Below are 23,598 nucleotides of genomic sequence, written 5' to 3'. Positions count from 1 at the left end.
TCCAGGAAAACCGGGCTTTTGCCCGTTTCGAACGAGGGATGCGATGAAGATTGCCGTTGTTGGCCTGGGTTATGTCGGTTTGTCGAATGCGGTTCTGCTGGCGCAGCATTCGACGGTGGTGGCCCTGGATATCGACGAAAGCCGTGTGGCCGCCGTCAAGGCCCGCAAAAGCCCCATCGAGGACGCCGAGATCACACGCTTCTTCGCGGAACGGGATCTGGACCTGTCCGCCACCACTGATCCGCAGCACGCCTTGGCGGGCGCGGATTTCGTGATCGTCGCCACGCCCACGAATTACGACGCCCGGACGAACAGCTTCGACACCTCATCGGTCGAGGCGGTGATTGCCCTGGCCCGCAAGCACGCCCCCGCCACCCCGATCATCGTCAAGTCTACGGTACCGGTCGGCTTCACCAACCGGATGCGGGCGGAAACCGGGTTCCAGGGCATCATCTTCTCGCCCGAGTTCCTGCGCGAAGGGCTGGCGCTGCACGACAACCTTCATCCCAGCCGGATCGTCGTGGGCGACCAGAGCGAGGCAGGACGGCGGTTTGCGGCGCTTCTGGCGCAGGGCGCGCTGGACCGGGACGTGCCGCTGCTGCTCACCAACTCGACCGAGGCCGAGGCGATCAAGCTGTTCGCCAACACCTTCCTGGCGATGCGCGTGGCTTATTTCAACGAACTGGACAGCTATGCCCTGACCAACGGCCTGGATCCGCGTTCCATCATCGAAGGGGTGGGCCTGGATCCGCGCGTGGGGGATTACTACAACAACCCGTCCTTCGGCTATGGCGGATACTGCCTGCCCAAGGATACCAAGCAGTTGCTGGCGAATTATTCGGCCGTGCCGCAGAACCTGATCGCGGCCATCGTCGATTCGAACCGCACCCGCAAGGATTTCATCGCCGACCAGATCATTGCCCGAAACCCGCAGACAGTGGGCATCTATCGTTTGGTGATGAAGGAAGGGTCCGACAATTTCCGTGACAGCGCCATTCAGGGGATCATGAAGCGGATCAAGGCCAAGGGTATCGCCTGCATCGTCTATGAACCCGTCCTGGAGGACGATCACTTCTTCCATTCCCCCGTCGAACGCAATCTGGCGGCATTCAAGGCGAAATCGGACCTGATCATCGCAAACCGCCGCCACGACGATCTGGCCGATGTCGCGGACAAGCTGTTCACCCGCGATCTTTTGCAACGCGACATATGACGCCAGCCGCCCGCATCTCTGCCGCGATCGGGGTTCTGGACCAGGTTCTTGAGGGCCAGCCTGCGGAACAGGCGCTGCTGCGGTGGTCGCGGGCCAGCCGCTTCGCGGGATCGGGGGACCGGGCAGCGGTGCGCGACCTGGTGTTCGACGCCCTGCGCTGCCGCGACAGCCATGCGGCGCTTGGCGGAGGGTTGACCGGGCGGGGATTGATGATTGGCGGATTGCGCGCGGCAGGACGGGACCCGGCCGAGTTCTTTACGGGCCAAGGCCATGCACCCGCGTCCCTGCGTCCCGAAGACCAGCCGAGCGATGCGCAGGATGCCACGGATATCCCTGGCTGGATCCGTCCGCTTTGGGACGAATCCCTGGGCGATCAGGCCGATGCCATTGCCGACAGAATGCGCCACCGCGCACCCGTCTGGCTGCGGGTCAACCCGCTCAAGGCCGATGCCGATCAGGCAATCGGCGCGCTTGCCCGGGACGGCATCCTGGCGACGCCTGATTCGCGCCTGCCTACCGCCCTGCGGGTCACGGCCAATGAACGCCGCCTGTCGCAAAGCGGCGCTTATCGCGACGGTCTGGTGGAACTTCAGGATCTGTCCCCGCAACTGGCCTGTGCCGCCTTGCCGGTTGCGGCAGGAATGCGGGTGCTGGATTACTGTGCGGGCGGCGGCGGCAAGACGCTGGCCATCGCGGGGCGGGCGCCTGGGCTGACCTTGGTGGCCCATGACGCCGACCCGGCCCGGATGCGGGATTTGCCGCAACGGGCGGAACGGGCAGGGGCCAAGGTCTGCGTTGAGACCGCCCCGAAGGGCAGCTTCGATCTGGTCATTGTCGATGTGCCCTGTTCCGGTTCAGGAACCTGGCGGCGCACCCCCGATTCGAAATGGCGCCTGACCCTGGCGGGACTGCGCGATCTGGTCGCGGTGCAGGCCGGGATCCTGCGTCAGGTGGCGCCCCTTGTCAGGCCAGGCGGGCATCTGGCCTATATGACCTGTTCGCTTTTCGATTCTGAAAACGGCGGGCAGGTTGCCGGCTTCCTGCAACAGGATCCGGCCTTTCGCGAGGTTTCGCGACAGGTGTGGACGCCCCTGGATGCCAGCGACGGATTTTTCCTTTCGCTGATGGGACGGGTGTGAATCGGGCGGGCGCCATTAACGCTATGTTAAGCGGTTTGGCGGTATCGAACATCCTGGAGGCTTGGAAAGGGGCTAGACGGATGACATTCGGGGAAACGCAATCCGCCGTCTCTCGCAATGCGGCCGTGGCGCTTCCGATGCTGATGCTGCCGGTGGTGGTCGCGGCCGTGGCTGCCCTGATCCTGCCGCAAAGCGGCTATGGACTGGCGGCGCTTGTCATCGGCACCATCGCAGTCGCCTGGTATATCCTGGGGGGCGTGATCTCTCTGGGCTATGTGCTGGACCGGCTGGCGGCGCGGCGCGCCCTGGCAGCCATCCGGCACGAGGTGGCCGAGGCCGCCGATCCGATCTGGATCTGCGACGCCGACGGCCAGGTGATGATGCAGAACGACGCATCGCGCACGGGCTTTGGCGACATCGCCGGGCAGAATATCCTGCGGCTTGTGTCGCAATTGCGCGCCGATGCCCTGGACGACATGGACGGCTTGGTGCGCAGGGCAGGCTATGTCGGTTGCGCCGACCTGGCGCTTGCCTCGGGCGATATGCTGACCCTCAGCCGGGCCGAGGATGCGCCCTTGCAGGTCTGGTCCTACCACCGGCGCGGCGCCCAAGCCGCCGTCCCCCTGGCCGAAGAGGAGACCGAGACCCCCGACGACTTCGAGGCGATCCCGGTGGCCCTGCTGCGCATCGCGCCCAACGGCTATATCCGCCGCGCGAATGCGGCGGCGCGGCGACTGCTGGGGGCGAGCCTTCCCCTGGGGACCGATCCCGTTCACATCGGCAGCATCCTGGACGGCCCAGGCCGCCCGGCGGGGGAATGGATCGCCGAAACCCACGCCGCGCGGCGCAGCGACGGCCGGGCCGAGGTGTTGCGCCTGCGCTCGCCCGACGACGCAGCCAAGGAACAGCATTTCCAGGTCACGCTGGCCATGGATCCGGTCGAACAGCCCGGCCTTATCGCCGTCCTGAACGATGCAAGCGCCTTGAAGACGCTGGAAGCGCAGTTCGTGCAAAGCCAGAAGATGCAGGCCATCGGCCAGTTGGCGGGCGGCGTCGCGCATGACTTCAACAACCTGCTGACCGCCATCCGGGGCCATTGCGACCTTCTGATGCTGCGTCACGACAAGGGCGACCCCGATTACGCGGATCTGGACCAGATCGGCCAGAACACCAACCGCGCGGCGTCCCTGGTGGGCCAGCTTCTGGCCTTTTCGCGCCGCCAGCAGTTGCAGCTTGAAACGCTGGATACGCGCGACGTGCTGGCGGAACTGACCCATCTGCTGAACCGCCTGGTGGGCGAAAAGATCACCTTGGCCATCAGCCACGATTCCGCCCTGCGCCCGATCCGGGCCGACAAGAGACAATTGGAACAGGTCATCATGAACCTTGTCGTGAATGCCCGCGACGCCATGCCTGCGGGCGGCAATATCGAGATCAGGACAGATGTCTTGGCGATCAACGGAGATCTGGCCCGCGACAAGGTATCCTTGCCGAAAGGCGATTACCTGCGCATCCGCGTCACCGACGAAGGCTGCGGCATCGACCCGGCGCTTCGCGACAAGATCTTCGAGCCGTTCTTCACCACCAAGCGCGTGGGCGAGGGAACGGGACTGGGCCTCTCCACCGCCTATGGCATCGTCAAGCAAACCGGCGGCTATATCTTTTGCGACAGCGAACTGGGCAAGGGCACCTGCTTTTCGCTTTATTTCCCGGCCCAGGCGGGAATGCAGCAGATCGCCCGCCCCGCGCCCGCCCCTGTTGCGATGCCCCAGCCCGTGCAGCGCGCCAGCGTTCTTCTGGTGGAGGACGAGGCCCCGGTTCGCGCCTTCGCCGCCCGCGCCCTGCGCTTGAAGGGATACGAGGTCCACGAAGCCGCCAATGCCGAGGATGCCCTCGCCATGCTGAACGGCGGATTGCCGGTCGATATCTTCGTCACCGATGTGGTCATGCCGGGGATGGACGGACCAAGCTGGGTGCGGGCCGCCTTGCAGGACCGGCCTGGAACCAGGGTTGTCTTCATGTCCGGTTATACCGAGGACATCTTCGGCGAAGGCCATGACCCGATCCCGAACGCGGCCTTTCTGTCAAAACCCTTTACCTTGAACGAGTTGATCCAGATCGTCGCCCGGCAGATGCAAGACCCGCCTCCCAGGCTGGATGCATGATGCCGAAATACGCGATCCGACCCGAAAAAACGGGTTTCCGGCAACGGATGACGCTTGAAAAACGTTTGGGAGATACGCATCTATGACCAGGAACAAGAAGTGAACATGAACCCCCATGGTCGGCAGATTGCTGTGTCGGCCTGGCTGTGAAATAACGGTAAGGACCATATGGCACAGGCGAGCATTTTCGACATGAACGACAAGCGCAGCGCGGACAAGCAGAAGGCGCTCGACAGCGCCCTGGCCCAGATCGAACGGCAGTTCGGCAAGGGCTCGATCATGAAGCTGGGCAAGGACAACCCGGTGGCCGAGATCGAGGCGACCTCGACAGGTTCTCTGGGTCTGGACATCGCGCTTGGCATCGGCGGTCTGCCCAAGGGTCGCATCATCGAAATCTTTGGCCCGGAAAGCTCGGGCAAGACCACGCTGACGCTCCATGTCGTGGCCGAGGAACAGAAGAAGGGCGGCGTCTGTGCCTTTGTTGACGCGGAACATGCGCTTGACCCGCTGTACGCCCGCAAGCTGGGCGTGAACCTGGATGAGCTGCTGATCAGCCAGCCCGATACCGGCGAACAGGCGTTGGAGATCGTGGATACGCTGGTGCGGTCCGGTGCGGTCAGCCTGGTGGTGGTCGATTCGGTCGCGGCGCTGACGCCCAAGTCCGAAATCGAGGGCGACATGGGCGATATGCAGATGGGCAGCCAGGCCCGCCTGATGAGCCAGGCAATGCGCAAGCTGACCGCCAGCATCGGCCGGTCGAACTGCATGGTGATCTTCATCAACCAGATCCGCATGAAGATCGGCGTGATGTTCGGCAACCCGGAAACCACGACCGGCGGCAACGCGCTGAAGTTCTATGCCTCGGTCCGCCTCGACATCCGCCGCACCGGCGCCGTCAAGGACCGGGACGAGGTGATCGGCAACGCGACCCGCGTCAAGGTCGTCAAGAACAAGGTCGCGCCGCCCTTCCGGCAGGTGGAATTCGACATCATGTATGGCGAAGGCATCAGCAAGGTCGGCGAACTTATCGATCTGGGCGTCAAGGCCGGCGTGGTCGAGAAGTCGGGCGCCTGGTATTCCTATGGCGACGAACGCATCGGCCAGGGCCGCGAGAATGCCAAGCAGTTCCTGCGCGACAACCCTGAAAAGGCCACCGCGATCGAGGACAAGATCCGCGCCAGCCACGGCCTCGAATTCGCCGTCGCAGGCAACGAAGACGACAGCCTGACCGAGGAGTGATCGGCAGGCGCCGGCAAGACGGGACGCGCGGGCAGCATTGCCCGCGCGTTTTTCTTTTTCCCGGTCCTTGCCGGGCGCGCCAGGCCATGCGGCGATTGCTGGACAGGGCGGCCTGCCGGTTATAGACCATTCGCCAGCCCGGCGTGTCCGACCCGCCACCAGATTGCGAAGGCCCCCATGCCCACATTGAATGACATCCGATCCACGTTCCTCGGCTTTTTCGAAGGCAACGGCCACCGCGTGATCGACTCCTCGCCCCTGGTGCCGCGCAACGATCCGACGCTGATGTTCACCAACTCGGGCATGGTGCAGTTCAAGAACCTATTCACCGGGGTGGAAACCCGCGATTACAAGCGTGCGACCACGGCCCAGAAATGCGTCCGCGCGGGCGGCAAGCACAACGACCTGGACAATGTGGGCTATACCGCCCGGCACCATACCTTCTTCGAGATGCTGGGCAATTTCAGCTTTGGCGATTATTTCAAGGAACAGGCGATCCCCTATGCCTGGGAATTGCTGACCAAGGATTTCGGCATCCCTAAGGACAAGCTGCTGGTCACTGTCTATCACACCGATGACGAGGCCGCGGACATCTGGAAGAAGGTCGCGGGCCTGACCGACGACCGGATCATCCGCATCCCCACCAGCGACAACTTCTGGCAGATGGGTCCGACCGGCCCCTGCGGTCCCTGCACCGAGATCTTCTTTGACCACGGCGACCATATCTGGGGCGGCCCCCCGGGTTCGGCAGATGAGGACGGTGACCGCTTCATCGAGATCTGGAACCTGGTCTTCATGCAGAACGAGCAGTTCGAGGACGGCTCGATGCGAGCGCTGGACATGCAGTCGATCGACACCGGCATGGGGCTTGAACGGATCGGCGCGCTGTTGCAGGGCAAGCACGACAACTATGACACCGACCTGATGCGCAGCCTGATCGAGGCATCGGCCCATGCCACCAGCAACGACCCCGACGGGCCTGGCAAGGTCCATCATCGGGTGATCGCCGACCACCTTCGGTCCACCAGCTTCCTGATCGCCGACGGGGTGATGCCTTCGAACGAAGGGCGCGGTTACGTTCTGCGTCGGATCATGCGGCGGGCGATGCGGCACGCGCATATGCTGGGCGCGCAGGATCCGGTGATGCACAAGCTGGTGCCCGCCCTGGTCCGTCAGATGGGCACGGCTTACCCGGAACTGACCCGGGCGCAGGCCTTGATCGAGGAAACCCTGCGCAGCGAGGAAGCCCGCTTCCGCCAAACGCTGGATCGCGGGCTGCGGCTGCTGGACGACGAACTGGCCCGCCTGCCCGAGGGGGCGAACCTGCCCGGAGAGGCGGCCTTCAAGCTGTATGATACCTATGGCTTCCCGCTGGACCTGACCCAGGACGCGCTGCGCGAGCAGGGGCGGGCGGTCGATACGGCGGGTTTCGACACCGCCATGGCCGAGCAAAAGGCCAAGGCCCGCGCGGCATGGTCCGGCTCGGGCGAAGCCAAGGACGCCACGATCTGGTTCGAGCTGGCTGAAAAGCACGGCGCGACCGAATTCCTGGGCTATGACACCGAGGAGGCCGAGGGCCAGATCCTTGCCGTCGTGGTTGATGGTGCCGACAGGGGCGAGGCGACCGAAGGGCAGTCCGTGTCGATCGTCGTGAACCAGTCGCCCTTCTATGCCGAAAGCGGCGGGCAGGTTGGCGATACCGGGCTGATCAAGACGGAAACCGGCGCGGCCCGCGTGACGGATACGAAAAAGGTCGCGGGCGTCTTCCTGCACGTGGCTGAGGTGACGCTGGGCACGATCAGTCGCGGACAGGGCGCCACGCTGTCCGTGGATCACACCCGCCGCAGCGCCATCCGGGCCAACCATTCAGCCACGCATCTGCTGCACGAGGCGCTGCGCCGCGCGCTTGGCGATCATGTCGCCCAACGCGGCAGCCTGAACGCGCCGGACCGGCTGCGCTTTGATTTCAGCCACAACAGCGCCGTATCCCCCGAGGATCTGGCGCGGGTCGAGGCCGAGGTGAACGAGTTCATCCGCCAGAACAGCGCGGTCGAAACCCGGATCATGACCCCCGACGATGCCCGCGCCCTGGGTGCGCAGGCATTGTTCGGCGAAAAATACGGGGACGAGGTTCGGGTCGTGTCGATGGGCAGTCTTGCCGACAGCGGCAAGGGCGCGGATGGCGTCACCTATTCGCTGGAACTGTGCGGCGGCACCCATGTCGCGCGAACGGGCGATATCGGCGCCATGGCCTTGCTGGGCGACAGTGCATCCAGTGCGGGCGTCCGCCGGATCGAGGCGCTGACCGGGCAGGCGGCCTTGGCGCATCTGCGCGCCTCCGACAGCCAGTTGTCCGAAATTGCCGGGCTCCTCAAGGCGCAGGCGGGCGATGTCGTCAATCGCGTCAAGGCGCTGGCGGACGAACGCAAGGCGCTTGCCAACGAGGTCGCGCAACTGAAGCGCCAACTTGCCATGGGCGGCGGTCAGGCCCAGGCGGCCAAGGATATCGGCGGCGTCAAGTTCATCGGCCGCCGGGTCGAGGGCGTGGGCGGCAAGGAACTGGGCGCCTTGGTTGACGAGATGAAGTCGCAACTGGGCAGCGGCGCGGTTCTGGTGCTGGCAGAGGCTGATGGCAAGGCCACGGTCGCGGCGGGCGTGACCGCTGATCTGGTGGACCGGATCAGCGCGGTGACGCTGGTGCAAACCGCGACGGCGGCACTTGGCGGCAAGGGCGGCGGCGGGCGTCCCGACCGCGCGCAGGGCGGTGCGCCCAGTCTGGCCGCTGCCGAAGACGCCATCGCCCAGGTCGAGAAACTGCTGGAGGAAACGGCATGACTGCCCTTTGGATTGCCCATGTGACCGTCACGGATCCTGAAGCCTATGCGAAATATGCCCAGGCGGCGGGTCCGGCCATCGCCGCACATGGCGGGGTTTTCCTGGCGCGCGGCGGGCGTTACCAGCAGATGGAAGGGCATGATCGTCCGCGCAACGTGGTCGCGCGCTTTCCCAGCTTTGACGATGCCGTTGCCTGCTATAACAGCAGCGAATACCAGGCGGCGCTGGCCCATGCCAAAGGCGCGTCCGAACGCGACCTTGTGATCGTCGAGGAAACGCCGCCGCCCGCGAAATAGGCTATTTTCTTCATCCTTTCGTGCTATCCATGACGGAAACAAGACACGAAGGGACAGGATATGTGCCGTTGGGCCGCCTATGTGGGCCAACCGATCTTTCTTGAAGACATCGTCAGCCTGCCGGATCATTCGCTGATCCGGCAAAGCCAGGGCGCGCGCCGCTGCCTGACGCCGGTCAATGCGGATGGTTTCGGACTGGCCTGGTATGGCGAACGGCCCGAGCCGGGGCTTTACCGCGACGTGATGCCCGCCTGGTCGGATCCGAACCTGCACAGTCTGGTGGCGCAGGTCCGGTCGGGGCTGTTCATGGCCCATGTCCGCGCCTCGACCGGAACGGCGACCAGCCGCAACAACTGCCATCCTTTTGTGTCGGGCCGCTGGTCCTTCATGCATAACGGGCAATTTGGCGGCTATGACGCGTTCCGCCGCGATGCCGACGTGATGATCCCCGACGATCTTTATCCCCATCGCAAGGGCGCCACCGACAGCGAGGCGCTGTTCCTGATCGCCTTGGGCGAGGGGCTGGACAGTGATCCCAAGGGTGCCATGGAACGCGCGGTGGCCCGGCTGACCGATCTGTCGATGCGGCGCGGCAGGGCCCCCTTCGTGCGGGCGGCCTGCGCCTTTTCCGATGGCCAGCGGCTTTATGCGATCCGCCATGCCAGCGACGACCACGCGCCCAGCCTGTTCCACCGCTGGTCCCGGATCCGCAACGGACGCGCGGTGGTGTCCGAGCCGCTGGAAACGGACGAGAACGACTGGACCGAGGTGCCGCCGGGCAGTTTCTGCATCTTTGACGGGGACAGCGTGACGGTTCAGCCTTTTCTGCCGCACCTGCAGTCCCGCGCCGCCTGACCCCTCAGGCCTGCGACGGCGCGTGGCGCGGGGCAGGGGGCGTCGCCTCGGCCGATTCAGGACCAGCCCCGGTGCCGGCGGAGTGATCGCTGGGCTGCGGGGCTGCGGCTTGCGGCAGGACCGGCACGGGTTCCGGCGCACGCACCGGAGAGGCGGCGGCGGCATATTCCGGCTGCGGCTGCCGGACAGGCAGCGCCGCTGCCGCAGGGGCCGGTGCATTGCGGCGGAAGACCAACAGGTTGTGATACACTGTGCTGCGCCCGGTCAGCCCGCTGCGTTCCTCGGACGGCAGCACGTCCGCACGGACATATTCCCAGCCGTCCTGCGCCATCCGGTTCAGTTCAGCCGTCAGAGCGACCGAATAACGGTCCGTGGGCGTTTTCGCGTCCTTGGCCTTTTCACCACGCGAGGGGGCGGGAATGACGCGGTATTCGAAATGGCTCAAGGCGCTGTTCCTTTGATGCAGGCGACGGATGGGCCGTCACATTCCCAGTTTGCGGGCGACAAGGTCGTTCACGGCGGCGGGGTTGGCCTTGCCGCCGGTGGCCTTGAGCACCTGGCCCACGAACCAGCCGGCAAGCTTGGGATTGGCGCGGGCCTTTTCGACCTGGGCGGGGTTGGCCGCGATGATGTCGTCCACGGCTTTTTCGATGGCGCCCAGGTCGGTCACCTGGCGCATCCCGCGCGATTCAACGATCTGGGCCGGGTCGCCGCCTTCGGACCACAGGATCTCGAACAGGTCCTTGGCGATCTTGCCCGAAATGTCGCCCTTGGCGATCAGATCGATCACGCCGCCCAGCTGGTCGGCCGTGACGGGCGAGGTTTCGACCGTCAGCCCTTCCTTGTTCAGGCGGCCGAACAATTCGTTGATGACCCAGTTCGCGGCTTGCTTGCCGTCGCGGCCCTGGGCCACGGCCTCGAAGTAATCGGCATTCTCGACCTCGGCCGTCAGAACGCCCGCGTCGTATTCCGACAGGCCCATGTCGCGGACGAAGCGGGCCTTCTTTTCATCCGGCAGTTCCGGCATCGCGCCTGCGATACTGTCCACCCAGGCCTGCTCGATTTCCAGGGGCAGCAGGTCGGGGTCGGGGAAATAGCGATAGTCATGCGCTTCCTCCTTGGACCGCATTGACCGGGTTTCGCCCTTGTCGGGGTCATAAAGGCGGGTTTCCTGCACGACCGTGCCGCCGTCCTCGATGATGGCGATCTGGCGGCGGGCCTCGTATTCGATGGCGGCTTGGATGAAGCGCAGCGAGTTCATGTTCTTGATCTCGCAGCGCGTGCCCAGGTGGCTGAAATCCTGGGTTTCCTGGTAACGCTCATAGGCGCCGGGGGGGCAGACCGACACGTTCACGTCGGCGCGCAGGTTGCCGTTCTGCATATTGCCGTCGCAGGTGCCCAGATAGCGCATGATCTGGCGCAGCTTGGCGACATAGGCCGCCGCTTCCTCAGGCCCACGAATGTCGGGACGCGACACGATTTCCATCAGGGCCACGCCCGTGCGGTTCAGGTCCACGAAGGACATGGTGGGGTCCATGTCGTGGATCGACTTGCCCGCGTCCTGTTCCAGGTGGATGCGTTCGATGCGCACGCGGCGGGCGACGCCCGGTCCCATGTCCACGATCACCTCTCCCTCGCCCACGATGGGGTGGTAAAGCTGGCTGATCTGATAGCCTTGGGGCAGGTCGGGATAGAAATAGTTCTTGCGGTCGAAGGCGCTGCGCAGGTTGATCGCGGCCTTCAGCCCCAGCCCGGTGCGCACCGCCTGGGCCACGCAGAATTCGTTGATGACCGGCAGCATCCCGGGCATGGCCGCATCGACGAAAGCCACGTTGCTGTTGGGTTCGGACCCGAAGGCCGTCGAGGCGCCGGAAAACAGCTTGGCCCTGGACGCGACCTGGGCGTGGACCTCCAGCCCGATGACCAGTTCCCAGTCGCCCCTTGCCCCCGCGATGGTCTTGGGTCGGGGCGCGGTGAAGGAAAGATGGTCAAGCATCGGGAACCTCGGATAGGCGGACGGGTTTTCGGTGGTGCGGGTCTTTTAGGTCAGTGCGCGGGTGATGTCACGGGGGCGGCGGGGGCAAATCGTTCGCCCATCCGAGGCAGGCGAATCGCCAGGCTGACAGAAAAGCGGCTTTGAATCGTTAATGCCGGGGCATGAATTGGCCTTGTCGGCGGAATTCCGACCATGGGGATTCCGCCCTTTGGCGTGATGCCGCCTATGATTTTGCTGCATTCTTGCAGAATTTCCCAGTCGGACTATGGGGATAGGCGACGAAACAATCCCACGAGGATCTGATGCGCGCTGCGCTTGTGCCCCTTGCCGCCCTGGCGTTTCTGGCCGCGTGCCAGTCAACCCTGTCCCCGCAATCCGAAAGCAAGGCCGCAGCCGAGGCGCAGCAGATGCAGCTGGCCAGCAAGCCGCCGATGCGTTGGGGTCAGGCAGCCGGATCGGACCAATGGACACAGGCAACGCTGTCGGCGCTGGATCGGGAAGGGGTCACGATCCTGTCGCGCGTTCCGGGCGATATCGACGCCTTCTGCCCCAATTACGCCGAACTGAACACCACAGGGCGCAAGGCCTTTTGGGCCGGGCTGCTGTCGGCAGTGGCCAAGCATGAAAGCACCTATAATCCGCAGGCCAGCGGCGGCGGTGGCAAGTGGCTGGGCCTGATGCAGATCGCGCCGGCGACCTGGCGGAATTACGATTGCAACGGCAACATCAAGAACGGCGGCGACAATATGTCCTGCGCGGTCAAGATCATGTCGCGGCAGGTGGCGCGGGACAATGCCGTTGCCCATGACGGCAGCGGCTGGCGCGGCATCGCGCGGGACTGGGCGCCCTTGCGCAACGCCACCAAGCGCGCGGATATCGCGGCCTGGACCAGCAGCCAAAGCTATTGCCAACCAAAGGCCTAAGGGGCTTTGCCCCTCGGTCCTTCGGACCTCACCCCAGGATATTTGGATGAAGAAGAAGGCGGGATCCGTGTCCTGCCTTTTCGCTTATCGCAACGCGGCAATGATGCGCGCCCAGGATCGCGCGCCCTTGGCAAAGCTGCGGATGTCGTATTTCTCGTTCGGGGAATGGATGCGGTCGTCGTCGCAGGCAAATCCGATCAGCATCGAATCCATGCCCAGGATCGTCTTGAAATCCCCCGCGATCGGGATCGACCCGCCGCTGCCGATAAAGGCCGCGTCCTGACTCCATTCCTCGCCCAGGGCTTGCCGTGCCGCAGCGAAGGCGGGGTCCGAAGTATCCATGACGGAAGCCGGGCTGGCGCCGTGTTCGTGGAACTCCACGCTGCAATCGGGCGGTAGGAAGCCCTGCACATGGTCGCGAAAGGCCGCGCGCACCTTTGCCGGATCCTGCTGCCCGGTCAGGCGAAAGCTGACCTTGGCGCGCGCCTGGGCCGGAAGCACGGTCTTGAAGCCGTCGCCGGTATAGCCGCCGGTGATGCCGTTGATTTCCGCGGTGGGACGGTTCCAGGCCATTTCCACCGGCATCCGGCCCTGTTCGCCGACGGGATGGGACAGGCCCACCCGGCCCAGCATGGCGCCTGCGTCGAAACCCAACGATTCCCAGTCGCGGCGCAAGTCATCCGAAAGGTCTTCGACCCCGTCGTAGAAGCCGGGCAGGGTGACACGGCCATCGGCATCCTTCAGCGCCGCAAGCGCCTGCGTCAGGACCATGATCGGATTGGCCGCCAGTCCGCCGAACAGGCCGGAATGCAGGTCGCGATCCGCGGCACGGATGATGACTTCCTCGCCCACCAGGCCGCGCAGTTGCGTAACAATGGCAGGGCGCGTCCCGCCGAACAGTTCGGTGTCGCAGATCATCGCGAGCGATGCGCGCAATTCATCGGCATTGTCGCGCAGGAAGGGCCGCAGGGAAGGCGAGCCGGATTCCTCCTCGCCCTCGAACAGCAGGACGAGGTCGGAAGGCAGGGCGCCATGGACCTCGCGCCAGGCCCGGAACGCCTCGACAAAGGTCATCAGCTGGCCCTTGTCGTCGGATGCCCCGCGCGCCCGGATCACCTTGCCGTCCGGCGTATCCTCGATCTGCGGGTCGAACGGCGGGCGGTCCCACAGCGACAGCGGATCGACCGGCTGCACGTCGTAATGGCCATAGAACAGCAGGGGCCGCGCCCCGCCGGGTTGCGACCGGGCGACCACCATGGGATGCCCGGCCGTGTCGCGGACCGATGCCTGAAAGCCGATCCCCGCCAGTTCGTCACGCAGCCATTCTGCCGCCCTGCGCACATCCCCTGCATGGGCCGGATCGGTCGAGATCGAGGGGATGCTCAGAAAGGCTGCCAGCCGGTCGACGGCGGCATCAAGCCCCTGGTCCAGCCTATGCAGAACGGCGTCCAATGTGGTATCCTGTGACATCCTGTCCCCTGTTTTCCGAGTCGTTTTATAAGCATTCCAGATGGTCTTTTGGTCGACCTGCGACAATTTTAACCTGTCATTCGCGCCCTTTGACATATATCAACGTCACACCGCGCGCGATCTGACAATGATTGCCCCAGCCAGCTATGCAAGGGAACGCCCGCAATGAATTACGATGCCGCCTTGGACCAGGCTATCGGTCGGCTGCACGAGGAAGGCCGCTATCGCACCTTCATCGACATCGAGCGGACGAAGGGCCAGTTTCCCCAAGCCGTGTGGACGCGCCCCGATGGGGAAAAGCAGGACATCACCGTCTGGTGCGGCAACGATTACTTGGGCATGGGCCAGCATCCGGCGGTGCTGGAGGCGATGCACGAGGCCCTGGATGCCGTTGGCGCAGGATCCGGCGGCACGCGCAACATTTCCGGGACCACCATCTATCACAAGCGCCTGGAGGCAGAGCTGGCCGACCTGCATGGCAAGGAAGTCGCGCTTGTCTTTTCCAGCGCCTACATCGCCAATGACGCCACCCTGTCCACCCTGCGCAAGCTGTTCCCCGGCCTGATCATCTATTCTGACGAGTTGAACCACGCGTCGATGATCGAGGGGATCAAGCGGTTTGACGGCGCCAAGCGGATCTTCCGGCACAATGATGTGGCCCATCTGCGCCAGCTTCTGGCCGCCGACGATCCTACGGCGCCCAAGCTGATCGCCTTTGAATCGATCTATTCGATGGACGGTGACTTCGGCCCAATCAAGGCGATCTGCGATCTCGCGGACGAGTTCAACGCCCTGACCTATCTGGACGAGGTCCATGCGGTGGGCATGTATGGCCCGCGCGGCGCCGGCGTGGCCGAGCGCGACGGGCTGATGGACCGCATCACAATCTTCAACGGCACGCTGGGCAAGGCCTTTGGCGTCTTCGGCGGCTATATCGCGGGCACAGCCAAGATGATGGACGCGATCCGGTCCTATGCGCCGGGCTTCATCTTCACCACCTCGCTGCCGCCGGCGGTGGCTGCGGGGGCCGCGGCCTCGATCGCACTGCTGAAGGGCCCGGAAGGCCAGCATCTGCGCGATGCGCAGCAATTGCACGCCCGGATCCTGAAGATGCGGCTGAAATCGCTGGGGATGCCCATCATCGACCATGGCAGCCATATCGTGCCGGTCCATGTCGGCCATCCGGTCCACTGCAAGATGCTGTCGGACATGCTGCTGCGCGACTATGGCATCTATGTCCAGCCGATCAACTTCCCGACCGTTCCGCGCGGCACGGAACGGTTGCGCTTTACCCCGTCGCCGGTCCATGCGCCCCGCCAGATCGACCATCTGGTCAAGGCCATGGATAAGTTGTGGTCACATTGCGCACTCAACCGCCAGGAAATGAGCGCCTGATTCATTCGGCGGGTGAACTGCTCTCGCCTGCGTGATAAGCTCGCGTTAAAGAACAAAAGGTAACGTCTGATTCGGACGTTACCGGCATCGGGCGATGAGGCAGGCAAGACATGAGCAGGCTGCGGGCTGATTACCCGGCAGAGGAGAATGTGCAGGTGGGGGAAGTGGGCCATTTCCTCGACGACGACACGCGCCTTGGCGATATCCTGCGGGGCGAACGGGCGACCCTGGGCAAGTCCCTGCTGGACGTGCAGCGTGAATTGCGCATCCGTGCATCCTATGTTGCCGCGATTGAGAATTGCGACATCACCGCATTCGACACGCCCAGCTTCGTGGCGGGCTATGTCCGGTCCTATGCGCGCTATCTGAACATGGACCCTGACTGGACCTTTCGCCGGTTCTGCCTGGAATCCGGTTTCCAGCCCACGCATGGCATGGCGCCCACCGCCGCCGGGCCAAAACCTGCGCGCAAGCCGTCCGACCCCGTCGAGGCCCTGGCCAATCCCAAGGCGCTGTTCATTCCGCAGCAGGAAAGCTTCTGGTCCGACATCGAACCCCGTGCCATCGGCGCCGTCCTGGTGCTGATCGCCCTGGTCTGCGGCTTGGGCTATGGCGGCTGGTCCCTGTTGCAAGAGGTTCAGCGTGTCACCCTGGCCCCGGGCGAAAACGCGCCTGGCGTCGTCACCGCCCTGGATCCGGTCGAGGGGACGGGCATGGCCGAACCGGCCCTGGATCTGTCCGACACCACCGATCTGGCTCAGGCCCTGCCTCAACCCGAGGGGTTGGACAGGCTGTATCGCCCGCAGATTCTGGAAGCGCCGGTCTTGACCGCGCGCGATGGTCCGATTGCCGCCATCGACCCCGGCCTGACGCAGGTGCCCGCAGCCCAGGACATGGCCGCGGACCAGGGCCCCCCCGATGCTGGAACCGCCATTCAGCGCGCATTGGCCGAGGCGGGGGCTGCCGAATTCGGACCCCCCCTCCCGGAACAGGCCGCGGCCGCGATCACCGTGGCGCCGGACGCGCCCGCCTTGGAACTGCTGGCCGCCCGGCCTGCCTGGGTGCGCGTGACATCGGCCGACGGAACGGTTCTTCTGGAAAAGATCATGGACGCCGGGGAGCGCTTTACCCTGCCGGCGCTGGAGGAACCGCCGCTGCTGCGCACGGGCAATTCAGGCGCAGTCTATTTCGCCGTGAACGGCCAGACTTATGGCCCTGCCGCCCCCGGTCCTCAGGTCGTCAAGAATATCAAGCTATCCCCGGATGACGTGACCGGCAGCTTTGCCCTGGCCGATCTGAACGCCGATCCCGAACTGGCGCAGATCGTGTCGGTCGCGCAGGCGGCACCCGCCCCCGACGCGCCTGTGACTGTGACCGAATAGCGTCGCGCGAATGCTGGGGGACTTCACGTCCCCCAGGCCCCCTGTGGGATATTTGGACCAAGATGAACGGGGATCATTCCCCCCAGGTGCGTTTCAGCACGCCGATCCAGTTTTCGCTGGCGATCTTGCGGATCAGGGTGCTGCCGTAGCCATGCGCCTCCATCGCGCCGATCAGTGCGGGAAGGGCGGCGGCATCGGGCAGATCGCGCGGCATCAGGGCGCCGTCGAAATCGGACCCGAGCGCCACGCCATCCTCTCCCAGGATATCCAGCAGGTGATCCAGATGCCGCAGCATGGTGTCAAAGCCTTCCAGCGGCAGGCGGCGGCCATCGGCGCGCAGAAAGCTGGAGGCGAAGTTCAGGCCCACAAGGCCCTGGCTGTCGGCAATGGTGCGCAACTGCCGGTCGGTCAGGTTCCGGCTGCTTTCGCTGATGGCGTGGACACAACTGTGGCTGGCGACCAGGGGCGCATCCGACAGGGAGGCCACGTCGTTGAACCCGGCTTCGTTCAGATGCGACACATCCAGCATGATCCGCAGGCTGTTGCATTCGCGGACCAAGGCCCGGCCCGAACCAGTCAGCCCGTTCCCGGTATCGGGCAAGGACGGAAAGGCAAAGGGCACGCCATGGCCATAGGCGGTGGGGCGCGACCAGACCGGCCCCAGCGACCGCAGCCCCGCTGCGTGCCACAGGTGCAGGGCGTCCATGTCGGGGATCGCCTCGGCCCCCTCCATATGCATGATCGCGGCAATGCGGCCTGCGGCGACAGCCCGGCGCAGGCCGCTGGCCGAGGTCACGATGTCCAGCGTTCCCGTCCGCTCAAGCGCCTTGAGCGCCGTGGCCTGGGCGAAGGCATGGGGCAGGGCCTGGGCAAAGGGAATTTCATCCGGCAGGGGCATGGCAAAGGGCGGGTTTTCCATCAATGCCGCGGCGGCGGCATCGTTTGGTCCCTGGGGCGCAGGGATCCAGATCGCGAAGAAGCCGCCCACCAGGCCGCCAGCCCGGGCGCGCGGCAGGTCCAGATGGCCGGTGCCGTCGCCTTTCAGCCAGATGTCAGTGCCGCCCGCCACGACGCGTTGCAGGAAATCGTTATGGCCGTCGAATACCGGAATCATCCGCTTCTCCTTGGATCGTGCCCCGACCATGCACATCCCGGCGCGGGCGGCAATGGCTGCGCTTGGCCTCTGCCGCGATTCGGCATTAGGCTGGCCCCGGCAAGCAAAGGAGACGCCAGCCATGCCCGACATCCGCCGCGATTTCGACGGCCAGACCGTCATCACCACCTTCGAGGTGACGCCTGGCAGCGCCCATGACGTGCTGGATCTGCTGACCGATGCCTGGGACCAGGTGATCCGCCGCCAGCCGGGCTTCGTGTCGGGCGCGATTCACCTGAACGACGCGCAGACCCGGATCGCCACCTATTCCCAGTGGCGCGACCGCAAGGATTACCAGGCCATGCTGCGCCACGAGGAAATGCGGCGGCGGAACCGCGACATCAACAGCATGTGCAAAAGCTTCGAGCCGGTGATGTACGAGGTGCAGGCCGTCTTTAACAACGATGCTGCAACCGCGAAATAGACCGTGCAATCGCGCGGCCTGCCCGCTACCGTGCCCATGCGTCAACCGGCAGGAGGGACGATGGCAGGCAGGATCATCACGGTCGCCCAGCAAAAGGGCGGGTCGGGCAAGACGACGCTGGCCGTCAACCTGGCCGTCAGCCTGCTTGAAAGGGGCCATTCCGTTGCGTTGATCGACACCGATCCGCAAGGCAGCCTGGGCCGCTGGTTCATCGAACGGATGCAGGCCCAGGGCGAGGACGAGGCCATGGATTTTTCCACATCCTCTGCCTGGGGTGCCAGTTACGAATCCGAAAAGCTGAAGAAGCGGTTCGATTTCGTCATCATCGACACGCCGCCCAAGATCGACAGCGACCTGCGTCCGGCACTGCGGGTGGCCGATCTGGTGCTGGTGCCGGTGGCGACCAGCCATGTGGATCTGTGGGCGACCGAAGGCGTTCTGGATCTGGCGCGTCGGGAAAAGGCGCCGGTGCTGGTGGTGATGAACCGCGTGCGCCCGAACACCCGGCTGTCGGCCGAGGTTTCGCTCAAGGCCGCTGCCCTGGGGGCCGATGTGGCGCAAACGCAGGTGTCGAACCGCGTGCTTTACGCGGAAACCCTGGGCCAGGGCGTCGGCGCCCTGGAACGCGCCCGCAGCGGACCGGCCCGGGACGAGATCGCTGCGCTGACCGACGAGGTTCTGGCGGCGATCGGCTAAACCGGCAGGATCGCCGGACCGTCCGGTGTATCGACCCGCCGCACGGTGATGCCAAAGGCGCGGCGCAGCAGGTCGTCGTGCAGGATTCTGTCGGCAGGACCATCGGCCAGCACGCGCCCGTTCGACAGCAAGACCAGCCGCGTACAGAACCGTGCCGCCAGCCCCAGGTCGTGGATCGAGGCAAGGACCGTCCGCCCCTCGGCCGCCAGATCCCGGAACAGGCGCAGGCAGGCCAGTTGCTGCGCCGGATCCAGGCCCGCGATGGGTTCGTCCGCGATCAGCAGGGGCGTGTCCTGCGCCAGCGCCCGGGCGATCAGGGCACGGTTCTGTTCACCCCCCGACAGGCGCAGGGCGGTGCGCTTGCGGAACGCCTCCAGCCCCATGCGGTCTATGGCCGCGTCGGTGGCGATGCGGTCCATGCCGCTGCGTCCGCCCCCGGGCCAGGGGATGCGGCCAAGGGCCACCAGATCCTCGACACTGACGGGCCAGGCGATTTCGCGCGCTTGCGGCAGATAGGCGGCGTGGCGGGCACGCCGGTCGGCGGGCATCGCGGCAAGGCTGGACGTGCCGGTAAAGGGGATCAGGCCAAGCGCGGCCTCCATCAGGGACGATTTTCCCGCGCCGTTCGGGCCGATCAGGCCCACGAATTCGCCGGGTCCGAGGGACAGGCGGACCCCGTGCAACACCGGTCGGCGGCGGCGGGTGACGGACAGGCCGGTCAGCGTCAGAACCATCAGACGCGTCCCCCGCTGCGGGTTTTCCAGATCAGGTGCAAGAACAGCGGTGCGCCCACGATGGCGGTCAGCACGCCCAGCTTCAAGTCGCGGTCGGGCACGACCAGCCGTACCGCAATGTCAGAGGCCAGCAGCAGCGCCGCCCCGCCAAGCGCCGAGGCAGGCAGCAGCGCCGATGGCCGCGCGCCCACGAAAGGCCGCAGAATATGCGGCACCACCAGTCCCACGAAGCCGATGGCCCCGGCCACGGCGGTGGCAGGGCCGACGATCAGCGCCGTGCCCGCGACCAACCGCCAGCGCAGAGCAGGCCCGGCCATGCCAAGCGCCTGGGCCGCAGCCTCGCCCAGGGTCAGGGCATCCAGGGCGCGCCGGGTGGACAGGATCACAGCGGCGCCAAGCGCCATGGGCGGCAGGGCCAGCCAAAGATGCAGCATGGACCGGTCGGCCAGCGACCCCATCAGCCAGAAGACGATCTCACTCGCGGCATAAGGATTGGGCGACAGGTTCAGCACCAGGGCCGTTCCCGCGCCTGCGAGGGCAGAAATCGCCACGCCTGCGAGGATCAGCGTAACCGACCCGCCGCGCGGTCCGGCCAGGGCCATCAGCATCGCCACGCCGACCGCCGCGCCTGCAAAGGCCGCCAGCGGCAGGGCCAGAACCGCCAGCAGCGACAGCCCGGTCTGGATCGACAGCACCGCGCCAAGCGCCGCCATGCCGGATATGCCGATCAGCCCCGGTTCGGCCAGGGGATTGCGCAGGTATCCCTGCAAGGCCGCGCCGCTCAGTCCCAAGCCCGCGCCGACGGCCGCCCCCAGGATCGCGCGGGGCAGGCGGATTTCGCGCATCACGATGGGGATCGGGCCGTCCCCGCCCAAAGCGAGGCCGCGCAACGAATCCAGCATGGGCAGCCCCGCCGGACCGGTCAGCAGGGACGCCAGGAACAAGGCGCACACAAGCGCCGCCAAAACCGGAAGCAGCGCCTTCATCGCAGGGATCGGATGGCGCGGGTGACAAAGGGCGTGCCGCAGGTCCAGTGCAGGTCCGTGACCTGCGCCCGGGCGGGTGAGGCGGCGGCAAGGGCGGGGTGGTCGAGGATCGCCTCGCCCCGGGACTGGCCGGGCCATTTGGCTCCGGTGATCAGCCGGTCCGGGCGGGCCATGACCAGCAGTTCCAGGGGGAGGGGCGTCGTTGCGGCGATACCATAGTCGGTGGCGACGTTGCCAAGACCGGCCGCGTCCAGGATCGCTCCGGCCAGCGTTTCCGACCCCGAGGTGAAGCCGTTGGCGTAATACAGCGCCGCGCGGCCTTGGCCTCGGGGACTGCGCGCGGCAGCCAAGTCCGCGTCAAAGCGCGCCAGCAGGTCGCGCGCGGCGTCCCGGCGGCCCAGCCAGTCGCCCATGCGAATGATGTCGGCGCGGATGGCATCGAAATCCTCGGATGGGGGCGGGGTTTCGACGCGGATGCCCAGACGGCGCAGCATCGCCACGGTTGCAGGCGGGGTATAGGTGCCTGCGATCACCAGATCGGGGCGCATCAGATAGATCTCCTCGGCGCGGCCGCTGTTCGGACGATACGCCGCGGCTTCTTGGGCCAGGGGCGACAGGCGGGGATCCTGCGCCAGGCTGCTGACCGAGATCAACTGCCCCGGCGCCGCCAGCATCATCGCCAACTGGTCGCTGCACAGGTTCATCGACACCACGCGCTGTGGTTCCGCCTGCGCGGGCAGGGCGGCGGCGATCAGGACCGCCGCCGCCAGGATGGTCCTAGAACGACGCACGCAGCCCCGCATAGATCGCCCGGCCCGAAGTGCCATAGCCGTCGACCCACTGGTAATCCTCGTCCAGGGCATTTTCCAGTCGCAGATAGGCGGTCGCGTTGTCGCGCACCGGATGGCTGACCAGCAGATCGACGGTGGTGAAATCGTCCATGCCATCCGCCCGGCCCGCCACGTGCTGCAGGTCGATGCCCGCCGTGGTGCCGGTGGGGAAGGTGGTTTCGGCCCCGAGGTTCAGGACGCGTTCCGGCACGCGGGCCCAGTCCGGCGCGTCGGTCTGGTTGTCAATGAAGGTATAGCTGGCCGTCAGCGCATGGCCCGCGCCAAAGGCATAGCGTCCGTCGATCTCGATCCCTCGGCGGCGGGCGAAGCCGTCCACCTGATTATAGAAGTCGTCGTTATAATCCAAGGGCGTGTCGTTGTTATCGAAACCGATCAGATTGTCCACTTTAAGCCAAAAGGCGGTCGCGCGCAGGTGACTGTCGCCCCAGTGCTTTTCAATGCCTAGTTCGTAGGTGCGGCTTTCTTCGGGCTTTAAGGTTGCGGTGCCATAAAACGGGTCAAACAGTTGATATAGCGATGGCGCGCGGAAGCCGTTGCCCAGCGCCGCGCGGAACAGCAGGTCGCCATCCGTGCGATAGACCGCCGCCACGCGACCCGAAGTGAAGCCGCCAAAGCGGGAGTGGTCGTCGCGGCGCAGCGACGTGGTGATGTCTATCCGGTCACCCAAAGTAGCCGTCGTTTCCACGAAAGCGCCGGTAAGACGCGCGTCGCCGTTGCCCTCGGCTTCTTCCTTCTCGGTATCGGCGCCAAAGACCGCGCGGACACCGGGGGCCAGATCGGTCGCGCCTTGCCAGGACAGCTTGGTCCGGGCGCCGGTATAGCGCGTTGGAATTCCGTTGTAATAGCTATCGCGGCTTATGCGATAGCGGGTCAGGGCGATGTCATGATCCACCGTTCCGGTGCTGAATTGGGCAAAGCCGCGCAGGCCATAGGATTCGTTTTCCGAATAGTCGTCACCCGGCGTACCAGTCGCATCGCTGGAATAGTCGATATCGGCGGTGCTGTCTTCCCAGAAGCCGTTGAAGCCAATGGTGACGCCGTTTTCCAGCCGATGCGCGCTGTAGAAGGACAGGCGCGTCGCCTCGTATCCGTCTTCCTCGAAGTTGCCGTCATTCTCGTCCAGTGCGGAAAAGCCGTCGGTACGGACATGGCTGAGCTGGAAGGCCAGGTCGGTGTCGTCCCGGCGCAGAGTCGCGCCATAGCTCGTTGTCAGAGTATTGTAGCTGCCGGCTTCTATTCCGAAATGGTGGTGCAGTCCATTCTCAGTGGGGCGCAGGGATTCAAGAGTCAGGATGCCTGCGATGGCGCGCGAACCGTAAAGCGCGGATTGCGCGCCGCGCAGCAGTTCGACACGGCCGATGCCTGCCGTGATCTGACCGCCAATATTGTAGGAAGGGGTCGGAGCAGTCGAATCGGAAACCTCAATGCCATCGATGACCACAGGCACATAGCGAGCTGGGGCGCCGCGGACTTCCAGAAAACCAGTCCCCCCCTGAGGCCCGGACTGCCGCAGCGTCACGCCCGGCAGCTTAGTCAGGCTGCGCGCCAGCGGCTGTCCTGCACGTCCTTGCAGATCCTCGCCGGTCAGCACGGATACCGAACTTCCCGACCGGCTCAGCTCGGTCGGCTCGCGGTTAGCGGTCAGGGTGATGTCGTCCAGGACAAACGCGTCCCGGGCGGCGTCCTGGGCCGCAGCGGGCAGGGCGGTTGTCAGCGCCAAGGCGGCGGTCAGGGTGAAAAATAGCGGTCTTGGGGTCACGAATGACGTCCTTCCAGGAACCCGGGCACCCATGGCCCGGACGCGATGCGGTTCATCCGATGGGAATGCACCCCCGGACAGCGACAC

At 65.4% G+C, this 23,598-nt stretch carries 20 protein-coding genes; 12 read left to right on the top strand and 8 right to left on the bottom strand.

From position 1 onward, the window contains the following. Positions 1 to 43: 43 nt before the first annotated feature. The 7 genes from LZ585_RS11820 to LZ585_RS11790 all read left to right on the top strand — a co-directional run bounded on the left by LZ585_RS11820 (position 44) and on the right by LZ585_RS11790 (position 9,742). A complete protein-coding gene (locus tag LZ585_RS11820) occupies positions 44 to 1,213 on the top strand; it encodes a nucleotide sugar dehydrogenase (RefSeq protein ID WP_234853761.1) in 1,170 nt (389 codons plus the stop codon). Then, positions 1,210 to 2,352, top strand: coding sequence for an RsmB/NOP family class I SAM-dependent RNA methyltransferase (locus LZ585_RS11815; RefSeq protein WP_234853760.1), 1,143 nt, complete (start codon positions 1,210 to 1,212; stop codon positions 2,350 to 2,352). The genes LZ585_RS11820 and LZ585_RS11815 overlap by 4 nt, the downstream gene beginning before the upstream one ends. A gap of 80 nt (positions 2,353 to 2,432) precedes the next feature. Next, complete coding sequence (locus tag LZ585_RS11810) at positions 2,433 to 4,517, top strand: hybrid sensor histidine kinase/response regulator (RefSeq protein ID WP_234853759.1); 2,085 nt, start codon at positions 2,433 to 2,435, stop codon at positions 4,515 to 4,517. Between the two features lie 168 nt (positions 4,518 to 4,685). Further along, positions 4,686 to 5,756 carry a recombinase RecA gene (recA, locus tag LZ585_RS11805; RefSeq protein WP_234853758.1) on the top strand — a complete coding sequence of 357 codons (1,071 nt, stop codon included), beginning with the start codon at positions 4,686 to 4,688 and terminating at the stop codon, positions 5,754 to 5,756. Positions 5,757 to 5,933: 177 nt separating this feature from the next. Next, on the top strand, positions 5,934 to 8,591 hold the full coding sequence (gene alaS, locus LZ585_RS11800; protein WP_234853757.1) for an alanine--tRNA ligase: 2,658 nt from the start codon (positions 5,934 to 5,936) through the stop codon (positions 8,589 to 8,591). After that, positions 8,588 to 8,887, top strand: a complete 300-nt coding sequence (locus LZ585_RS11795) for a DUF1330 domain-containing protein (protein ID WP_234853756.1) — start codon at positions 8,588 to 8,590, stop codon at positions 8,885 to 8,887. The genes alaS and LZ585_RS11795 overlap by 4 nt, the downstream gene beginning before the upstream one ends. 60 nt (positions 8,888 to 8,947) lie before the next feature. Further along, positions 8,948 to 9,742 carry a class II glutamine amidotransferase gene (locus LZ585_RS11790; protein WP_234853755.1) on the top strand — a complete coding sequence of 265 codons (795 nt, stop codon included), beginning with the start codon at positions 8,948 to 8,950 and terminating at the stop codon, positions 9,740 to 9,742. 4 nt (positions 9,743 to 9,746) lie between these two features. Here the strand turns inward: LZ585_RS11790 and LZ585_RS11785 are convergent, their stop codons facing one another. Next, the gene (locus LZ585_RS11785; protein ID WP_234853754.1) at positions 9,747 to 10,187 is read right to left on the bottom strand and encodes a DUF4177 domain-containing protein; all 441 of its coding nucleotides are present in this window, start codon (positions 10,185 to 10,187) and stop codon (positions 9,747 to 9,749) included. Positions 10,188 to 10,223: 36 nt separating this feature from the next. After that, positions 10,224 to 11,738, bottom strand: a complete 1,515-nt coding sequence (gene gatB / locus LZ585_RS11780) for an Asp-tRNA(Asn)/Glu-tRNA(Gln) amidotransferase subunit GatB (protein WP_234853753.1) — start codon at positions 11,736 to 11,738, stop codon at positions 10,224 to 10,226. 302 nt (positions 11,739 to 12,040) lie between these two features. Here gatB and LZ585_RS11775 point away from each other — a divergent pair, with 302 nt between their 5' ends. After that, complete coding sequence (locus tag LZ585_RS11775) at positions 12,041 to 12,661, top strand: transglycosylase SLT domain-containing protein (protein WP_234853752.1); 621 nt, start codon at positions 12,041 to 12,043, stop codon at positions 12,659 to 12,661. 84 nt (positions 12,662 to 12,745) lie between these two features. Here the strand turns inward: LZ585_RS11775 and LZ585_RS11770 are convergent, their stop codons facing one another. Beyond that, complete coding sequence (locus tag LZ585_RS11770) at positions 12,746 to 14,131, bottom strand: M20/M25/M40 family metallo-hydrolase (protein ID WP_234853751.1); 1,386 nt, start codon at positions 14,129 to 14,131, stop codon at positions 12,746 to 12,748. Between the two features lie 165 nt (positions 14,132 to 14,296). Between LZ585_RS11770 and hemA the strand changes: the two genes are divergently transcribed. Together hemA and LZ585_RS11760 are read left to right on the top strand one after the other, a co-directional pair. Continuing rightward, positions 14,297 to 15,526 carry a 5-aminolevulinate synthase gene (gene hemA, locus LZ585_RS11765; protein WP_234853750.1) on the top strand — a complete coding sequence of 410 codons (1,230 nt, stop codon included), beginning with the start codon at positions 14,297 to 14,299 and terminating at the stop codon, positions 15,524 to 15,526. A 110-nt stretch (positions 15,527 to 15,636) separates the two neighbouring features. Next, positions 15,637 to 16,908, top strand: a complete 1,272-nt coding sequence (locus LZ585_RS11760) for a helix-turn-helix domain-containing protein (protein ID WP_234853749.1) — start codon at positions 15,637 to 15,639, stop codon at positions 16,906 to 16,908. Positions 16,909 to 16,981: 73 nt separating this feature from the next. On the opposite strand, the gene LZ585_RS11755 is transcribed toward LZ585_RS11760, so the two are convergent. Further along, positions 16,982 to 18,022, bottom strand: coding sequence for a dipeptidase (locus tag LZ585_RS11755; protein WP_234853748.1), 1,041 nt, complete (start codon positions 18,020 to 18,022; stop codon positions 16,982 to 16,984). Positions 18,023 to 18,143: 121 nt separating this feature from the next. On the opposite strand from LZ585_RS11755, the gene LZ585_RS11750 reads away from it, so the two are divergent. Beyond that, a complete protein-coding gene (locus LZ585_RS11750; RefSeq protein WP_234853747.1) occupies positions 18,144 to 18,485 on the top strand; it encodes an antibiotic biosynthesis monooxygenase family protein in 342 nt (113 codons plus the stop codon). Positions 18,486 to 18,545: 60 nt separating this feature from the next. Further along, positions 18,546 to 19,181, top strand: a complete 636-nt coding sequence (gene parA / locus LZ585_RS11745) for a ParA family partition ATPase (RefSeq protein WP_234853746.1) — start codon at positions 18,546 to 18,548, stop codon at positions 19,179 to 19,181. Here parA and LZ585_RS11740 read toward each other — a convergent pair. Genes LZ585_RS11740 through LZ585_RS11725 form a run of 4 tightly spaced genes read right to left on the bottom strand, consistent with a single transcriptional unit; the run spans position 19,178 to position 23,511 of the window. Next, the gene (locus LZ585_RS11740; RefSeq protein WP_234855822.1) at positions 19,178 to 19,918 is read right to left on the bottom strand and encodes an ABC transporter ATP-binding protein; all 741 of its coding nucleotides are present in this window, start codon (positions 19,916 to 19,918) and stop codon (positions 19,178 to 19,180) included. The two genes, parA and LZ585_RS11740, sit on opposite strands and share 4 nt — an antisense overlap. Continuing rightward, the gene (locus LZ585_RS11735; protein WP_234853745.1) at positions 19,915 to 20,901 is read right to left on the bottom strand and encodes a FecCD family ABC transporter permease; all 987 of its coding nucleotides are present in this window, start codon (positions 20,899 to 20,901) and stop codon (positions 19,915 to 19,917) included. Before LZ585_RS11735 ends, LZ585_RS11740 begins: the two co-directional genes overlap by 4 nt. Continuing rightward, entirely contained in the window at positions 20,898 to 21,692 is a 795-nt protein-coding gene (locus LZ585_RS11730) for an ABC transporter substrate-binding protein (protein WP_234853744.1), read from the bottom strand. The genes LZ585_RS11735 and LZ585_RS11730 overlap by 4 nt, the downstream gene beginning before the upstream one ends. After that, the gene (locus LZ585_RS11725) at positions 21,679 to 23,511 is read right to left on the bottom strand and encodes a TonB-dependent receptor plug domain-containing protein (RefSeq protein WP_234853743.1); all 1,833 of its coding nucleotides are present in this window, start codon (positions 23,509 to 23,511) and stop codon (positions 21,679 to 21,681) included. The genes LZ585_RS11730 and LZ585_RS11725 overlap by 14 nt, the downstream gene beginning before the upstream one ends. Between the last annotated feature and the right edge of the window lie 87 nt (positions 23,512 to 23,598).

The organism is Paracoccus everestensis (assembly GCF_021491915.1).
GTDB lineage: Bacteria > Pseudomonadota > Alphaproteobacteria > Rhodobacterales > Rhodobacteraceae > Paracoccus > Paracoccus everestensis.
Note: the sequence above shows the minus strand (reverse complement) of the source record. Positions and strands in the feature narration are given on the sequence as shown.

Bases quoted from the DNA above. Each gene is read 5' to 3' on its own strand.
- LZ585_RS11820 (WP_234853761.1), top strand. From the start codon at position 44: ATGAAGATTGCCGTTGTTGGCCTGGGTTATGTCGGTTTGTCGAATGCG.
- LZ585_RS11815 (WP_234853760.1), top strand. From the start codon at position 1,210: ATGACGCCAGCCGCCCGCATCTCTGCCGCGATCGGGGTTCTGGACCAG.
- LZ585_RS11810 (WP_234853759.1), top strand. From the start codon at position 2,433: ATGACATTCGGGGAAACGCAATCCGCCGTCTCTCGCAATGCGGCCGTG.
- recA (WP_234853758.1), top strand. From the start codon at position 4,686: ATGGCACAGGCGAGCATTTTCGACATGAACGACAAGCGCAGCGCGGAC.
- alaS (WP_234853757.1), top strand. From the start codon at position 5,934: ATGCCCACATTGAATGACATCCGATCCACGTTCCTCGGCTTTTTCGAA.
- LZ585_RS11795 (WP_234853756.1), top strand. From the start codon at position 8,588: ATGACTGCCCTTTGGATTGCCCATGTGACCGTCACGGATCCTGAAGCC.
- LZ585_RS11790 (WP_234853755.1), top strand. From the start codon at position 8,948: ATGTGCCGTTGGGCCGCCTATGTGGGCCAACCGATCTTTCTTGAAGAC.
- gatB (WP_234853753.1), bottom strand. From the start codon at position 11,738: ATGCTTGACCATCTTTCCTTCACCGCGCCCCGACCCAAGACCATCGCG.
- LZ585_RS11775 (WP_234853752.1), top strand. From the start codon at position 12,041: ATGCGCGCTGCGCTTGTGCCCCTTGCCGCCCTGGCGTTTCTGGCCGCG.
- LZ585_RS11770 (WP_234853751.1), bottom strand. From the start codon at position 14,131: ATGTCACAGGATACCACATTGGACGCCGTTCTGCATAGGCTGGACCAG.
- hemA (WP_234853750.1), top strand. From the start codon at position 14,297: ATGAATTACGATGCCGCCTTGGACCAGGCTATCGGTCGGCTGCACGAG.
- LZ585_RS11760 (WP_234853749.1), top strand. From the start codon at position 15,637: ATGAGCAGGCTGCGGGCTGATTACCCGGCAGAGGAGAATGTGCAGGTG.
- LZ585_RS11755 (WP_234853748.1), bottom strand. From the start codon at position 18,022: ATGATTCCGGTATTCGACGGCCATAACGATTTCCTGCAACGCGTCGTG.
- LZ585_RS11750 (WP_234853747.1), top strand. From the start codon at position 18,144: ATGCCCGACATCCGCCGCGATTTCGACGGCCAGACCGTCATCACCACC.
- parA (WP_234853746.1), top strand. From the start codon at position 18,546: ATGGCAGGCAGGATCATCACGGTCGCCCAGCAAAAGGGCGGGTCGGGC.
- LZ585_RS11735 (WP_234853745.1), bottom strand. From the start codon at position 20,901: ATGAAGGCGCTGCTTCCGGTTTTGGCGGCGCTTGTGTGCGCCTTGTTC.